The 14,880-nt window shown below is 68.5% G+C and carries 12 protein-coding genes and 1 pseudogene; 3 read left to right on the top strand and 10 right to left on the bottom strand.

Translation table 11 applies throughout. The features are described from left to right. Window positions 1-79 precede the first annotated feature (79 nt). From DMH03_RS25110 to DMH03_RS25095, 4 genes and pseudogenes are all read right to left on the bottom strand, one after another. Window positions 80-1,325: pseudogene (locus tag DMH03_RS25110) on the bottom strand (DUF222 domain-containing protein). A gap of 151 nt (window positions 1,326-1,476) precedes the next feature. Beyond that, a complete protein-coding gene (locus tag DMH03_RS25105; RefSeq protein WP_158633118.1) occupies window positions 1,477-2,529 on the bottom strand; it encodes a response regulator transcription factor in 1,053 nt (350 codons plus the stop codon). Window positions 2,530-3,517: 988 nt separating this feature from the next. Then, window positions 3,518-5,101 (bottom strand): AMP-binding protein, encoded by a 1,584-nt coding sequence (locus DMH03_RS25100; protein WP_125794440.1) that lies wholly within the window; start codon window positions 5,099-5,101, stop codon window positions 3,518-3,520. Between the two features lie 75 nt (window positions 5,102-5,176). Beyond that, window positions 5,177-5,737 carry a TetR/AcrR family transcriptional regulator gene (locus DMH03_RS25095; protein WP_125794439.1) on the bottom strand — a complete coding sequence of 187 codons (561 nt, stop codon included), beginning with the start codon at window positions 5,735-5,737 and terminating at the stop codon, window positions 5,177-5,179. Window positions 5,738-5,862: 125 nt separating this feature from the next. Between DMH03_RS25095 and DMH03_RS25090 the strand changes: the two genes are divergently transcribed. The 3 genes from DMH03_RS25090 (at window position 5,863) to DMH03_RS25080 (ending at window position 8,327) form a co-directional block, all read left to right on the top strand. After that, window positions 5,863-6,567 carry an alpha/beta fold hydrolase gene (locus DMH03_RS25090; RefSeq protein WP_125794438.1) on the top strand — a complete coding sequence of 235 codons (705 nt, stop codon included), beginning with the start codon at window positions 5,863-5,865 and terminating at the stop codon, window positions 6,565-6,567. Between the two features lie 77 nt (window positions 6,568-6,644). After that, on the top strand, window positions 6,645-7,289 hold the full coding sequence (locus DMH03_RS25085) for a flavodoxin family protein (protein WP_125794437.1): 645 nt from the start codon (window positions 6,645-6,647) through the stop codon (window positions 7,287-7,289). Further along, window positions 7,290-8,327, top strand: coding sequence for a LacI family DNA-binding transcriptional regulator (locus tag DMH03_RS25080; protein ID WP_125794436.1), 1,038 nt, complete (start codon window positions 7,290-7,292; stop codon window positions 8,325-8,327). On the opposite strand, the gene DMH03_RS25075 is transcribed toward DMH03_RS25080, so the two are convergent. The 6 genes from DMH03_RS25075 to DMH03_RS25050 form a co-directional block, all read right to left on the bottom strand. Further along, entirely contained in the window at window positions 8,317-9,483 is a 1,167-nt protein-coding gene (locus DMH03_RS25075; RefSeq protein WP_125794644.1) for a cytochrome P450, read from the bottom strand. The genes DMH03_RS25080 and DMH03_RS25075 overlap by 11 nt on opposite strands. Before the next feature lie 134 nt (window positions 9,484-9,617). Continuing rightward, on the bottom strand, window positions 9,618-10,919 hold the full coding sequence (locus DMH03_RS25070; protein ID WP_125794435.1) for a serine/threonine-protein kinase: 1,302 nt from the start codon (window positions 10,917-10,919) through the stop codon (window positions 9,618-9,620). Between the two features lie 16 nt (window positions 10,920-10,935). Next, complete coding sequence (locus tag DMH03_RS25065) at window positions 10,936-11,568, bottom strand: SGNH/GDSL hydrolase family protein (protein ID WP_125794434.1); 633 nt, start codon at window positions 11,566-11,568, stop codon at window positions 10,936-10,938. Beyond that, window positions 11,565-12,326 carry a sugar phosphate isomerase/epimerase gene (locus DMH03_RS25060; RefSeq protein WP_199749006.1) on the bottom strand — a complete coding sequence of 254 codons (762 nt, stop codon included), beginning with the start codon at window positions 12,324-12,326 and terminating at the stop codon, window positions 11,565-11,567. Before DMH03_RS25060 ends, DMH03_RS25065 begins: the two co-directional genes overlap by 4 nt. Beyond that, window positions 12,323-13,360, bottom strand: coding sequence for a LacI family DNA-binding transcriptional regulator (locus DMH03_RS25055; protein WP_125794433.1), 1,038 nt, complete (start codon window positions 13,358-13,360; stop codon window positions 12,323-12,325). The genes DMH03_RS25060 and DMH03_RS25055 overlap by 4 nt, the downstream gene beginning before the upstream one ends. Before the next feature lie 68 nt (window positions 13,361-13,428). Beyond that, the gene (locus tag DMH03_RS25050; protein ID WP_125794432.1) at window positions 13,429-14,871 is read right to left on the bottom strand and encodes a polysaccharide lyase 6 family protein; all 1,443 of its coding nucleotides are present in this window, start codon (window positions 14,869-14,871) and stop codon (window positions 13,429-13,431) included. Window positions 14,872-14,880 lie beyond the last annotated feature (9 nt).

Genomic DNA, 14,880 nt, shown 5'->3' with positions numbered 1-14,880 from the left:
CATCACCGGGTCGATCGCTCCGTGCTCCGGGCATGCCGAGGGGCCCGTCGCCGGTGTGGGTCGGCGGGCTCCTCGGGGTTCAGCGGTGGTTGCGGCGGGGCTTCTGTAGCGGGTCGAGGTATTGGGGTGGGATGAATTCGGGGCGGCCGTCTGTCATCTGTACTTTCCAGCCGGATTGTCCGTGGATGACCATGTGGTGGTAGCGGCAGAGCAGGCAGAGGTTGTTCAGGTCGGTGTCGCCGAGTTGGCCCCACGGCAGAATATGGTGGGCCTCGCAATGTTTCGGTCGTCGGTGGCAGCCGGGGAAGGCGCAGCCGTGGTCGCGGAGGTTCAGGGCCCGGCGTTGGGCGGGACTGACGGACCGGGTCACGCGGCCGATGTCGAGGGGTTCGCTCTCGGTGCCGAGCACGGCGGGGATGATTTTCGCGTCGCAGGCGAGCATGCGGGCGTGGCGTGCGGTGATCTGCGAGACCCCGTCCACGCAGGCTGAGCCCAGTCCTGAGGTCAGGGATTCCAGAGGGATGGTGACCACGATGGTGGTGCGGTCTCCGGAGAGCGTGGGGGCTTTGTCGTTGGTCATGGCGTAGTGGAGGGCGTCGAACAAGGCGTCGCCGTGGCGTTCGCCGGGGGGTGCGGGGGTCGCGATTGCCGTCTTCGTCGACGGGTCTTCGTTGTCCCCAGGTTTCGAACAGCGCGTGGGCCCGGGCGCCGAATTCGGGGTCGAGAAGGCCGTTGAGCCGCCACCAGCCGTCGTCGCGTTTCCGCAGGTGCACTTCGCGCGAGGGTGGTGTGAGGTCTTCGTCTTTGGGTTCGTTGCCGTCGGGGTCCAGGTGCGCCAAGAGTTCCGCGCCACCGTTGATGATCTGCTGGGGGCCGGCATTCCGGGCCAGGTTAACCAGGATCTGTTCCGCGCCGGACCGGTCTTCGGCGGAAATGTCGGCGGGGATCTTCTTCAGTACCGCCAGGAGTGGGTCGAGGTGCTGGTGCCCGAGTTCCCCTTCGGCCGCAGCGGCTCCGGCGATGGGGGCGAAAGCGGGGGCGGGGGTGCCGTCCAGGTTTCGGCTTTCGTTCACCGCCAGTGCCCGCTTCACGGTGTCGTGGGCCTCTGTGGGGGTGATGCGGGCGGTTTCGGCGAACCAGCCCGCGGTCGAACCATGCCCGAACAACTCCATCGGACCGCGGGACTCTATCTCCGTCAGGAACTGCCCGACCTCCGCCAAAGCCTGTCGTGCCACCGACAAACGCTCGACCACGCCGTGCGCGAGTTCGCGTGCACCGGCACGCCACAGCTCCTGTGGCGGTTCGAGGATTCGTTGGCTGGACACCCCCCAAGAATACCAGCGTTCGAACAGGCGTGCGAACGTGAAAATTGCTCCAGAATTGTTCCCGAGATCTGGCGAAGTGTGACGACAGGTGATAGTTGGCATGGTGCGCTGTGCTCGGTCGACGGGACCTGCCATGCGGCCGACTGGCGGGTCAGTCTTGGTCGGGAATCTCGGAGTGCGTTTCCTGGCGCTCGTGGGCGTTGAGAATGTCGAGGGCTCGGCCGGCGTGGCCGTAGCCGGAATGTCGGGCGAGCAGCTGTGTCGCTTGTCCGGCAGATGTTGCCGGCACCTGGTACAGGTAGCCCCTGCCCCGCGCGGCGACGATCGGGCTTTCGCCCAGATCCGTCGGTTTCAGCTTCTGGCGCAGCCGATGGGCCACAACGTCCAGCGAGCTCATCGATGACGGTTTTTTATCCCACAGCGCGCGAGCGATTTTCTCCCTTGACTGGATCGCCCCGGCGTTGCGCACCAGCACTTCGAGAAAACGGAATTCCTGCCGGGTCAGCGGCACCGCGATGCCACTGACCCGGAGTTCGCCTGCCTGGAAGTCCAGATGGACGAAGCTGTCGGTGTAGGTCTGCTCGGTCGGGCTGTCCGGACGGGATCGGCGCAGCACTCTGCCCACTCGGGTGGCAAGATCAGGCATGGAGAACGGTTTGACGATGTAGTCGTCGACGTGGCGTTCGAAGCCTTGGAGCCGGTCGCCGAGCGAGTCGCGCGCGGTCAGGATTACCACCGGGATCGCGTTGCCGTAGGCGCGCACGTGTCGAACCCAGTTAAGAGAGTCTCCGGAGGGGACGATGCGGTCGAGGAGAAGCAGGTCCGGCGGGTCGGTGCGCACCCGCTCGTCCACGGCAGGCAGATCCCCCTCCTCCGTTACCTCATATCCTCGTGCTCGCAGCTCGCGCGCGACTATCCCGCGCAGATTGTCGTCGTCCTCCAGCACCAGGATCCGGCCGTGGGACCGGCTGTCGTGTGCGACGGGAGCACTCGCGCGCCTCGCGGACGGCCTATCGAACGGCTCGACGTCCACAGTCGTGGCGGTCGCGCCCTGCCTGGTCAGAAACGCCATGACCAGTTCGCGGCAGATGCCGCAGGTGCGTACCTCTCGACCGTCCACGGTCACCACGAACTTCGCCGGACGTTGGCAGGCGTGCCCGGCCACGCTGTTCACGCAGCGGCGCGCACTGCGGGCCTCGGCCATTCTGCCCTCGCGCTCGCGGGCGCGATGACCCGCCGTTCGGCATGCGGCCGAGCAATACCGTCGGGGCCGTCCCCTCCCGGAGTTCGGGGGAAGCGGACCTCCGCACGACGGGCAAACGCCGACAGCGTCCCCCACCAGACCACCCCTCCCGGCTACGTAAGAATCGATGTAACGAAACCATATTTCGTTACGGTTCAGGACCTGATCCTGCGTCTCCATTTGCACGCCGACCGCGCGTAAGGTTTCCTGGATGCGGTGGTGGTCCGGCCGTCATACGACGACCGGACCTGGTGCTATGACCGCTTGTGCCGACCAGCGTTGACGATCATGTCACCAACCGCGATGAGCGCCCTTGCCACAACGGCAAGGGCCTCGTTGTCCTCCAGGGCAGCCGCGGCGAAGGCCGGCAGGCACAACACCGGGCGTAGCCCCTTCCAGACATCAGGTTCCCTCACGCGGGCCACCTCGCGACCGGCTCGGCCAACTCGGCTGGACGACCTGGTCCCCAGCTTCCTCGGCCGAATCGATCGGCCCCGGACCTGACGCATCAGCAACCTCCTCTCGACAGCGAACGCGACCGTCGCGAACTGTCGCGACAAGCACGCGAAGGCCGTTCGACAGCGAAGGCGGTCGCGGAGCAGACAATCCCGGCACCAAAAGAAATGGCTCCTCACAATCGCGCGGCGCCATGCCGATCGACAAGGGCATGCAAGAAACCTCGCCTCTTGCGCGGAGGTTGCCAAACGAGAACTCGCTCTGTGCCGGGTCCACTCAGCCGCACACGTGCGACCACACCAGCGGCCTACGCGACCACCACCGTGACATCCAAGTACAACGCTGAAGCTGGCAGACACGACGTGCTGCCAGCCATGCCAACTATCGACTGCAACGCCTGTCGTCACACGAAGACGCGGATCGAGGACGGATAGGTAAGGCAAACGAGGTGTGTCAAAGGGAAGAATCCAGGAAAGTCCAATGTGGACAGAAATCACAGCTCCCGTAACAGATACCGCTGCAACTTCCCACTCGCATTACGCGGCAACGCCTCGATGAACCGCACGCGCCGCGGGTACTTGTACGGCGCCGCGGTCGCCTTGGCGTGGTCCTGCAGCGCCCGCGCCAGGTCCGTGCCCGGGTCGGCGCCGGGACGCGGCACGACGAACGCCGTCACGACCGAACCGCGGTCGGGGTCCGGCGTGCCGATCACGGCGCATTCGTCCACGTCCGGATGGGTCAGCAGGACTTCCTCGACCTCGGGCGCGGCGATGTTGTAGCCCGACGAGATGATCATGTCGTCGCTGCGGGCGACGAACCGGAAGTAGCCGTCGGCGTCGCGGACGTAGGTGTCGCCGGTGATGTTCCAGCCGTCGCGCACGTAGTCCTGCTGGCGCGGGTCCTCGAGATAGCGGCAGCCGGTGGGGCCTCGCACCGCCAGGAACCCGGGAGTGCCGTCGGGAACGGGTGAGCCGTCGATGTCGAGAACGGCCGCTTCGTAGCCGGGCACGACCTTCCCGGTCGCGCCGGGACGTGCGGTGTCGTCGGCGGCGGAGATGAACACGTGCAGCATTTCGGTGCTGCCGAGTCCGTCGATGAGCGGCCGTCCGACGATGTCCCGATACCGCTCGGCCACGGGAGCGGGAAGCGATTCGCCGGCGGAGACGGCCCGGCGTACTCCGGCCAGGAGTCGTCCGTCGCCGGCGTTCAGGATCGCGCGATACGCGGTCGGGGCGGTGAAGAGGACCGTGGCGCCCTTGTCGGCGACGATGGCGGCGAGTTCCGCCGGAGTGGCGCGTTCGACCAGAAGCGTGGCCGCGCCCGCGCGCAAGGGAAAGACCAGCAGGCCGCCGAGGCCGAAGGTGAAGGCCAGCGGTGGCGTGCCGCAGAAGAGATCGTCGGACGTCGGGCGCACGATGTGCCGGGAGAACGTGTCGGCGATCGCGAGCAGGTCGCGATGGAAGTGCATCGTCGCCTTCGGGGATCCCGTTGTGCCGGAGGTGAAGGCCAGCAGGGCGACGTCGTCGGCCGCGGTCGGGACGTCGGTGAACGTGGGCGGATGCCGCTCCGCGCGGGCGGCCAGATCCGTTCCGTACGACACGACGGGAAGATCGGCCGGGAGTTCGTCCAGCAGGCGTTCGTCGCAAACGGCGAGTGCGGGCTTCGCGCGGCCGGCGATCTTGTCGAGTTCGGCCCGCCGCAGCATCGGCATGGTCGTGACGGCCACCGCACCCGCCTTGAGCACGGCCAGCCAGGCCGCCGCGAGCCACGGGGTGTTGGTGCCCCGCAACAGCACCCGGTCTCCGGGAACCACCCCGAAATCGGTGACCAGGACGTGGGCGACGCGGTTGGCGCGGGCCAGGACTTCGCCGTATGTCCACGTTTCGGCGAGGGAGAGCAGGCAGGGCCGGTCCGGACCGAAGCGCGCCACGGTGTCGTCGAGCAGTGCGGTCGCGGCGTTCAGCCTGTCGGGATACCGCAGTTCCGGCAGGTCGAACACGAACTCCGGCCACTGCTCGGCGGGCGGCAGCCGGTCACGGCAGAACGGGTCGACGTGCGCGCTGGGAGAAAGCCTCATCGTCGCCGCTCCTCGGTCCGGCCCCCTCCCGCGAAGGTAGCACTTGTTACGACCGTCGAGAAGACGCGATGAAGCTCAGGGGACGAGGTCGGCCACGGCTCGGTGCAAAGTGGCGCGCACGGTCTCGGCGTCATCGAGGTTGCCGCCGTGAAGCGCGCCGTCGCGGAGAAGGACGAGAGTGCGGGCGGCGTGGTCCGGGTCGGCGTGGCCCGCGTCGCGTGCCAGGTCGCGAAGGACGCCGAAGAACCAGTCCCGGTGGTCGTCGATGACCTGACGGACCTGATGTCCGGGATCGGGGTATTCGGCCGCGGCGTTGAGGAACGGGCAGCCGCGGAAGTCGTCGTCGAGCGTCCGGTCGCCGATGATGCCCAGCGCGGCGAGCAGCGCTTCGCGGGCGGGTTTTTCGCTGGTCACCGCGTCGACGCCCGCGCGGATCTTCTCGCTCGTGGTGCTCAGGTAGGCGGCGACGAGGTCGTCCTTGGTGGGGTAGTGGCGGTAGAACGTCGCCCTGGTCACGGCCGCCTCGGAGACCAGGCGCTCCACGCCGACGGCATGGATGCCCTCGGCGTAGAACAGCCGTGACGCTGTCTCGAGCAGCCGGATCTTCGGATGTACGTCCCGGTCGACAGTCGGCATTCCCCAACCCTAGAGAAAGAACGGTCATTCCACCAGGTCGCCTTCGTCACGTTGCGGAACGCCATCGGGACGAGCATGGTTCAGGGAGAAAGACCGATCGTTCTCCCTGAACTGAAGGAGCCACCATGACCAACCAGAAGCCCACCATCGTCCTGGTCCACGGTGCTTTCGCCGACTCGTCCAGCTGGAACGGCGTCGTCCCGAAGCTGCGTGAGCAGGGCTACCGGGTGCTGGCCGCCTCGAACCCGCTGCGCGGCATCGAGTCCGACGCGGACTACGTCGCCGACGTCGTCAACGGTGTGGACGGTCCCGTGGTGCTGGCCGGGCATTCCTACGGCGGCGTGGTGATCAGCCGCGCGGCCACCACCGCGCCGAACGTCAAGGCGCTCGTCTACATCGCCGCCTTCCAGCCGGAGGCGGGGGAGAGCGTGTTCGAGCTGTCCGGCCGGTTCGAAGGCGGCAAGCTCGGCCCGGACACCACGAACGTCCTGGCTTCCCAGGGTGAGCTGTCGATCAAGCCCGAGAACTTCTCGGACGTGTTCGCGGCCGACGTCCCCGAGGAGACCGCCGACGTCATGGCGGTCACCCAGCGTCCGGTCACCGAGCGCGCGCTCGCCACGCCGTTCGACGGCGAGCCTGCCTGGAAGAACCTGCCGTCGTGGGCGCTGATCGCCGAGCAGGACCACGCGATCCCGGCCGCGGCGCAGGCGTTCATGTCCGAGCGCGCCGGTTCGGAGGTCACCAGGATCGACGCTTCGCACGCCGTCTCGGTCTCGCGGCCGGACGTCGTCGCGGAGGTCATCCTCGCGGCGGCCGCCAAGGTCGCCTGACCTCGGTCGCTTGACAGCGGAAACCTCGCCCGGAGAGACTGCAAAAGCGTTTTTGCAGTCTCTCCGGGGAGAACCACGTGAAGGTCTTGGTGCTCGATTCGAGTCCGCGTCGTGAGGGCAATTCCTGGGCTCTCGCCCAGGCTTTGGCCAAAGGGGCGGAGGAAGCGGGACACACGGTCGGCTTCGTCCGCCTTTCCGATTTCGTCGAGTCGCCGCTGGGGGACTGCCGCGACTGCCGGCTGAGCGACCGGTCCTGCGGTATCGGGGACGGTTACGAGCGACTGCTGTTCGACCACGTGCTCCCGGCGGACGCGATCGTCTACGCGACACCACTGCACTGGTACGGCATGACCGGTCGGCTGAAGTCCTTCTTCGACCGGCTTTTCTGCTACACCTCCGGCAGTTCGCCGCACACCGCCGAAGTCGTGCCCGGGCTGATGGACAAACGCGCCGCCGTGCTGATCTCCTGCGAGGAGAGCTACCGCGGCGCGACACTCGGGCTCGAGGCCCAGTTCCAGGAACTCACCCGGTACCTGCGTCAGGACCTCGCCGGGATCGTGGTCGGCGTCGGCAACAGCCGGGGCGAGGTGGAGCGCGATCCCGCCCGGCCGCTGGAGGCCGCGGCGGACCTCGGACGTAGGCTGGGCGACGCCCACGTCACCGACTATCGGCTGGACACCGACCGGCCGAACCGCGTTTGGGGACCGCCAGTGGAGGCCTGAGTGTCGCCGACCATCCGTGACGTCGCCGCGGCCGCGGGGGTCTCGATCACCACCGTCTCGCATGTGCTGAGCGGGCAGGGCCGGATCTCCGAAGAGACCCGGCAGCGCGTCGCGCGGGCGGCGGCCGATCTCGGCTACCAGGCCAGCGTGCACGCACAGCAGCTGGTCACCCGGCGCAGCCGCACCTTGGCGATCCAGCTCGCGAACTCGGTCGACGCCGGCAGCGCGTGCGCGCTCGTGCCCAACTCGGACTACTTCCTCGAAGTCCTCAACGGGGCGGCCGAAGTGGCGTCGAAACGGTCGTACGCCTTGCTTCTGACGCCGAGGGAAGCCGACCTCGACCGGCTGAACGCCTTCGCCGTCGACGGCGCGATCCTGGTGGATCCCCGTGGGGACGAGCCGTTCTTCGCGACCGGCTGGTGCCGTGACCGGCCGCTGGTGACCGTCGGACGTCCGATGGCGGCGCCGTGCCCGGTGCCGGTCGTCGTCGACAACGACCTGGTCGCGGCCGCGCGGTTGATGCTGGATCACTTGGCGGACAACGGTTACGAGCGTCCGGCGATGATCACCACCGACACCCGCCGCTCCTACGCGGCGGACCTGGTCGCGGGATACCAGGGCTGGATGGAGGCACGGGGCCTGGAGCCGGTGATGGCCGAGATCGACGAACCGCCGACCACCGAAGGCACTGCGGAGGCGCTGGGCAGGCTGCTCGACCGGCGCGTGTGCCCCGACGCCGTGTTCACGACGTCGGAGAACCTCGCCCTCGGCGTCCTTCACGAGGCCCGTCGCCGCAGGCTCGCGGTGCCCGGCGCGCTCGGGATCTGCAGTGCGGTCGACAGCGGATCACTCCGGCTCACCTCACCGCAGGTGACCGGCATGTTCGTGCATCCCCGTGAGGTGGGCGGCCGCGCGGCCACGGCGTTGATGGACCTCATCGAGGGGAAGGCGTCCGACGGCGAGCCGCGCCGGATCGAGGTCCCCGTGCGCTTGAACGCGCGGGAATCCACCGGCGCGGCTCACCGGTTCACCAGGTGACGGGCAGTTCCCGCACCGTGTAGAAGACGGCGTTCTCGTCGAACGGCAGTTCTTCCAGTGGGGTGGCCGGTTTCAGGGCCGGTATGCGCCGGAACAGCGTGCCGTAGACGACCTGGAGTTCCATCCTGGCCAGCGGAGCACCGACACACAGGTGCCTGCCGTGGCCGAAGGCGACATGGTGGCGCGCCTTGCGCCGGATATCGACGGCGTCCGGATCCGGAAAGGCGGCCGGGTCGCGGTTGGCCGTGCTCTTCACCGCGATGATGCCGTCGCCGGCGCGGATGAGCCTGCCGCCGATCTCCAGATCCTCCCGCGCGACGCGGCGCGCTTCGGTGTGGGTGATGGACAAATAGCGCAGGAGTTCCTCCACCGCGCCAGGGGTGTCGGCACGGACCTGGTCGAGCTGATCGGGGTTCGCCAGGAGCGCGGCCGTGCCCAACGCGATCATGCCCGCGGTGGTGTCGTGCCCGGCCACCAGAAGAAGCTGGCCCATCGTGGCGATCTCGCGCGGGGTCATCGCGCCGGTCCGGAGCTGCCCGACGGCCAGGGTGCTGAGCAGATCCTCGCCGGGCTCGGCGTTCTTCGCGATCACCAGCTCTTCCAGATAGGCGTTCAGCTCCTCACTGGCGGCCATGGCCCGTTCGGGATCGGGCTCGTCCATGACGAGGGTGCGCGCCACCCCTTGGAAGAAGCCGCGGTCGGCGTAGGGCACGCCGAGCAGTTCGCAGATCACCAGCGAAGGGACCGGCAACGCGAACGCCGTCACCAGATCCACCGGTTTGGGTCCGTCGAGCATCGCGTCGAGGAGATCGTCGACGATCCGCTGGACCCGGGGTCGCAGGGCCTCCATTTTCTCGATCGTGAATTCCGGGGTCAGCAGCCGTCGTTGGCCGGTGTGTTCGGGCGCGTCCATCTGCATCAACGTTTTCATCGTCGTGTCGCGTGCCTTGCTCACCGCGTTGGTGTGCGGGAAGCCCGGCTGCGTGGCATCGACGCCGATCCGCGGATCGGCCAGCACCGTGCGCACGTCCTCGTACCGGGTGATCAGCCACGGCGTGCCGCCGTCCCAGAGCCTCACCCGGGAGACCGGGTCCTTTTCGGCCAGCCGCGACAGTTCCGGTGGCGGGTCGAAGGGGCAGCCTGCCGCGCGCGCCATCGGGAATCGTGGCGTGCTCGCTTGGTCGTCCACGCGTTTCTCCTTGCTGTCGAGTGCTTCGCGCTCGCAGCATGCCGGTGCGGGGACCCCCGGTAATCGGACAAATCAGACGTGAGTTGTGTCACATTCCTCGGTCAGGAACTCCGGCACTCCGCGACCGGCGTGTCCCCGCCGTCTTCGCCGGTGGTCGCGATGAAGCCGAAGGTGGTCGTCCCGCCGACCGGCAGGACCGCGTTCCAATCGGCTTCGGACACCCGTACGCGATCGCCGTCCTGTGCCAGGGAACCGTTCCACAGATTGGCGATGCGGGTGCCGGGCGGGAGGGTCCAGCTGACCTCCCAGCCGGTGAGCCGGGTGTCCTGGGAGTTCCGCACGGATACGCGGATCTCCGAGCCACCGGGCCAGCGATTGGCCACCTCGTAACGCGCTTCGCATACCGGTTTCGCGGCGGGTGTGGTCGCGATCGGTGCCGCCAGCGGAGCCTCGGGCGCATCGCCGTCGAACAGGAGGACGCCCGCCAGCACACCGCCCGCCACGACCACACCGCCCGCGATGGCGAACGGCAGGCGTGAACGACGAGTGGGCGCGGGAAGCCGTTTGGTGCCGGACAGGATCGCCGGGCGGCCGTCGGCGACGGCGGCGAGCATCCGTTCGGCCTCGGCCATGTCCGGCCGTTCCAGTGGATCGCGCCGGAGCATCCGCAGCAGGACGTCCGTGAGCGGGCCGGTGGACCGCGGCGCGGTGATCTCGCCGCGGGCGACCCGTTTGAGGAGGGCGATCTGGTTACCGTCGGTGCCGAACGGCGGCGCGCCTTCCAGCGCGGTGTACAGCGTGGAGCCGAGGGAGAACACGTCCGACGGAAAGCCGGGCTCCTCGCCGTCCGCGACCTCGGGGGAGAGGAACGCGGGTGTGCCGACGACGAGACCGTCGCCGGTCATCGTCCCTTCGCCCGTGGCGTGGGACAGGCCGAAGTCGGCGATCTTCGCTTGCCCGTCCTCGGTGATCAGGATGTTGTTGGGTGTGACGTCCCGGTGCAGGATGCCGTCCTCGTGCGCGGCGGCCAGCGCCGAGGCGATCTGCGCGCCGAGTTCCGCCACCCGGCCCGCGGGAAGCGGGCCGTCGTCCGCGAGGAGTTCCGTCAGCGGCCGCGACGACAGGAACTCCATGATCAGATAAGGGGTTCCGTCCTGTTCGACGACGTCGTAGACGGTGACGGCGTGCGGATGCTTGAGCCGCGCGGCGACCCGGGCCTCCCGCATCGCGCGCACGATCGACCGGAACGGCGCGTCACCCGGCGAGTTGTCCGGCAGCAGCTGTTTGACCGCGACCGTGCGGTCGAGCCGCTCGTCCCGCGCCTGCCACACCACGCCCATCGCGCCCCGGCCGACCTTGTGCTCCAGCCGGTAACGACCGGCGATGATGGCGTTCCGGTTCACCAGGCAACTGTATCCGCTAGGGGAGCGTGGCCTCCTCGACCGGCGAACCGGCCGTCGCGAGCCAGGCCTCGGCGAGCAGGCGGTGGCCGAGCGGGCTGGGGTGGACGCCGTCCGGGGCCAGCGTCGCGGCGCCGTGCTCCTCCGCGGCGCGCGGCATGAACAGATCCGCGCGGATCAGCCGCGCGCCGAATTCGGTGGCCACTTCCAGCGCGACTTCGATCCGAGGTGCCAGATCGGCCACCCAGTCCTGTTGCTCCGGTTCGACCGGCAGCAGGAACGGCGTGATCACGTACAACTCGGCAGGCAGGTGCTGCCGCGCGTCGGCCAGCAGCCGGGTGTAGGCGGCGCGGAACTTGTCGATCGGGCTCGGCAGACCGCGGTCGAAGGTCCGCCAGGTGTCGTTGATGCCGATCTTCACCGTCAGCACGGTGGGGCGCGCCGCGAGGACGTCGGTGGTCCATCGGGCTTCGAGGTCGTAGATCCGGTTGCCGTTGATGCCCCGGTTGATCACCTCCGGCCCGTCGCCGAGGAGGTCCGCGATCTGCCGGACGTAACCCTTGCCCAGCGACGCGGGATCGGTGCGATCGCGGCTGGAGTCGGTGATGGAGTCGCCAGCGAAGAGCAGCCTGTCGGCTTCGGTGAACCTCACGCGCCCACCTCGATCAGTTTCCGCAGGGAGTCGGCCTCGCCGGGGACCAGGTCCGGATCGTTGTCCGGGACGAACTCCAGCAGCGCGTCGAGCGGCCGACCGGTCTTGGCGAGCAGGCCGAACGCCCGCGTCCACAGGTCCGCCCGGAAGGTCAGCGGATGCCGCTCGTTGCTGGGCCACCACGAGAAGACGTGCACCGCGCGCACGTGGTCGAGCACCAGTTCCAGTCCCGCCAGCGCCTGGTCGTCCGGCAGGTCCTGGGGCGGTTGCCAGTAGGTGCCGAGATTGTCGCGGCCGACCTCGTCGAGCAGCCGGACGGTCGATTCGGCGGTGTCGGTCAGTGTCCCGCCGTGGAATTCCAGCGCGACCTCCAGACCGTGGTCGTTCGCGACGTCGGCGGCCTCGCGGAGACCGGTGACGACCTGCGCGCGTTCGTCGGGGTCGACGTCCTCGGAGCCCGCCTTGCCCGCCCACACGCGGATCCGCGAGGCGCCGAGCCGGACCGCGGTGGCGGCGATGTCGCCGAACTTCCCGGCCTCCATCGGGGTGGCGCGGAAGTAGGAGCCGTAGGAGTCGCAGGTCAGCCCGTGCCGTGCCATGGCTTCGAACGCACGCTCGGCCGCCCAGTCGTCGTCGGGGCGCACGTGGACGTCGGCGCCCCACTCGATCACCTGCAGCCCCGCCTCCTCGGCACGGCGCGCGACCTCGTCGGCGTCCAGCCGCCGCAGCGTCACCGAACACAGTCCCGGGCGGATCATTTTCCCTCCAACGGTCGAGTACTTTCGCGCAGCACGACCTCACCGGTGATCGCCAGGACGCGAGGGTTGTCAGCGCGAGTGTCGAGAATGAAGTCGAGCGCCCGTTCGCCCATCCGCTCGATCGGCACCCGCACAGTCGACAGCGAAGGCCTGATGTCGCGCAAGGTAATAATGTCGTCGAACCCCGCGATCGCGATGTGTGCGGGGACCAGCAGCCCGTGGTCGCGGCAGGCGGCCATCGCGCCGACGGCCATCACGTCGTTGACCGCGAAAACGCAGCCGCGGAAGCCGTTTTCGATCGCCCGCACCATCGCTGCGTAGCCACCGTCGCGGGTGAATTCCGCGCGCAGCACGTGGTTCTCGGACAGTGAGACGCCTTGCCGGGCGAGCCCGTCACGAAAGCCGAGGACCCGATCCCGCGAGGTCATCAGGCCCGGCGGCCCGGCGAGGACGAGGAAGTCGCGGTGTCCGAGCAGGACGAGCTGTTCGGCCAGATCCGCCGCTCCGGCGCGGTTCTCGAGCATGACGGTGTCGAACGGCAGTTTCCGCTGCCCGATCACCACGACCTGACCGTCGACGGCCTCGAACGCCTTGAGCTCCTTGGTCAGATTCCGTTGCAGGGCATCGCCTTCGTTACGCGACCCGGCGAGGATCACCGCTCGCGCCCGTTGCCCGCGCAACGTCGTGACGTACTCGAGTTCCTTCTCCGGATGGTTTTCCGTGCTCGCGATGGTGACCGTCAGCCCGTGCCGGGCCGCCACCCGCATGACGCCGGACGCGATCGAGGAGAAGTACGGGTCGACGATGTCGTGCACCAGCAGCCCGACGACGTTGCCGCGGCCGCGGGCCATCGCCTGCGCGGGCACGTTCGCCGTGTACTGCAACCGTTCCGCGGCCCGCAGTACAGATTCGCGCAGCGTCCCGCTGACCTGTCTGGTGCCGCCGTTGAGCGCCCTCGACGCCGTCGCGAGCGACACACCCGCCTCACGGGCGACGTCGGCCAGGGTGGCCGAACCCGCGGCGCGCTGCGGCATGGTTCCTCCTCTGGGTCTGGCGGTGGGCTCACGCCGGCGTGGGCTGACGCCGGCGTGAGCCCGGTTCGCTACGGAGCGCCGGGGCCGACGTCCGCGGGGGTGAGCGGCCGGTTGGCGATGGCGGCCGTCGAGTACTCGTCGGCACCGACGTCGCGCAGGCTGCCGCGAGCCTGGCCGTCGATGTCCAGCGTGACCGGTGCGCCTCCCAGGGTTGCCGCGTCGATCGCGGGGCTGCCCGCGGCGAGCCGCGAGACGCCGTCGCTGCCCTGCACGAGCTTCGGGTCGATCCGGCGGAAGGTGCCCGCCGGGATGTTGCCGTTCCCGCCCGAACCCCACAGGATGTTGCCGGACCAGGTGAAGTTGCCCGTGGTGCTCATCGCGACCAGGTCGCCGTTGCTGCCGACGAAGAGGTTGTCCGAAATCGTGCAGTCGCGCGGTTCGATCGTCCGTTTGGTCTCGCCGGAGAGCGTGCCGCTGTTGTTCAGCAGCGTGTTGTGCGCGATGAGCACGCGGTCCGCCGCGTCGTTGCCGCGCCGTGATTCCTTTGACTCACCAGGGAAGTGGTCCCGAACGCTGCCGCTGCCGACGACCAGCGCGTTGCTGGACACTCCGGCGATGTAGTTGTTGACGATCTTGTGGTCGTTGCCGTAGATCCGGATGCCTTCCTTGCCGCCGAGGATGAAGTTGGACTCGACGACGGTCTTGTTCCCGTGGCGCAGCACGATGCCGCCCAGGCTGTTCCGGATGGTGTTGTTGCGGATGAAGTTCCCCGACGACTTGACCGAGATCGCCTCCGGGTCGCCGTTCGCGCGTTCGAAGAGGTTGAACTCGATCTTGGCGCCGGCGGTGGTGAGCGCGCGCGGGCTGACGCCGAGCCGGATCGGCTCGCCGCCGTTGTCGCCGGCGAAGGTGTGGTCGGAGAAGTAGTTGCGGAAGACCTCGACCCCCGCCGCCATCTTGTCCTCGTCCGCGCCTTCGATGCAGAGCATGACGCCGAGCGTCGTCTTGTGGTGGAAGTGGTTGCGGTCGATCTTGCTCTTGTCGGCGCGGACCATCACCCAGTGCAGGCCTTCGATGTCGGCCAGCTGGAAGTCGTTGCGGGTCAGGCGGATCACCGAACAGTTCGGCGGGATCTCGATCGTGGTGCTCTGGCGGAACTTGAACCCGCTGATCGTGACACCGGTGGAGTCGTCGAAGACGAAGCTCTGTTCACCGTTGAGCGTCACCCCGCCGCGGGACTGCGCGACGATGCTGATCGGCTGGTCCTTCGTGCCGCGCCTGCCCTTGATGCTGATCGGCTTGCCCGTCGGCACGGTGTACGTGCCGTTGTTCAGGGTGATGACCGCGCCGGGGCCCGCCTGATTGATCGCGTTCTGCAGTTCGGTCAGCGAACTGACGTTCAGGGCGCACAGCTTCTTCGGTTTGGCCGACGCCGTGCCCGCGGTGACCCAGGGGACGGTGATCAGCGCGGCGCCGAGGGTGGCGCCGCTGAGGAACCTTCTGCGATCCATGATGCCTCC

Origin of the sequence: Amycolatopsis sp. WAC 01376 (assembly GCF_003947415.1) — a bacterium.
Classification (GTDB): domain Bacteria; phylum Actinomycetota; class Actinomycetes; order Mycobacteriales; family Pseudonocardiaceae; genus Amycolatopsis.
The sequence above is the reverse complement of the archived record's forward strand: the minus strand, read 5'-3'. Positions and strand labels throughout refer to the sequence as shown.

Coding starts and splice junctions, on each gene's coding strand:
- DMH03_RS25095 (WP_125794439.1), bottom strand. CDS start 5,737: ATGCCGACTGTCGACCGGGACGTACATCCGAAGATCCGGCTGCTCGAG.
- DMH03_RS25050 (WP_125794432.1), bottom strand. CDS start 14,871: ATGGATCGCAGAAGGTTCCTCAGCGGCGCCACCCTCGGCGCCGCGCTG.
- DMH03_RS25060 (WP_199749006.1), bottom strand. CDS start 12,326: ATGATCCGCCCGGGACTGTGTTCGGTGACGCTGCGGCGGCTGGACGCC.
- DMH03_RS25075 (WP_125794644.1), bottom strand. CDS start 9,483: ATGGCGCGCGCGGCAGGCTGCCCCTTCGACCCGCCACCGGAACTGTCG.
- DMH03_RS25100 (WP_125794440.1), bottom strand. CDS start 5,101: ATGAGGCTTTCTCCCAGCGCGCACGTCGACCCGTTCTGCCGTGACCGG.
- DMH03_RS25055 (WP_125794433.1), bottom strand. CDS start 13,360: ATGCCGCAGCGCGCCGCGGGTTCGGCCACCCTGGCCGACGTCGCCCGT.
- DMH03_RS25090 (WP_125794438.1), top strand. CDS start 5,863: ATGACCAACCAGAAGCCCACCATCGTCCTGGTCCACGGTGCTTTCGCC.
- DMH03_RS25105 (WP_158633118.1), bottom strand. CDS start 2,529: ATGGCCGAGGCCCGCAGTGCGCGCCGCTGCGTGAACAGCGTGGCCGGG.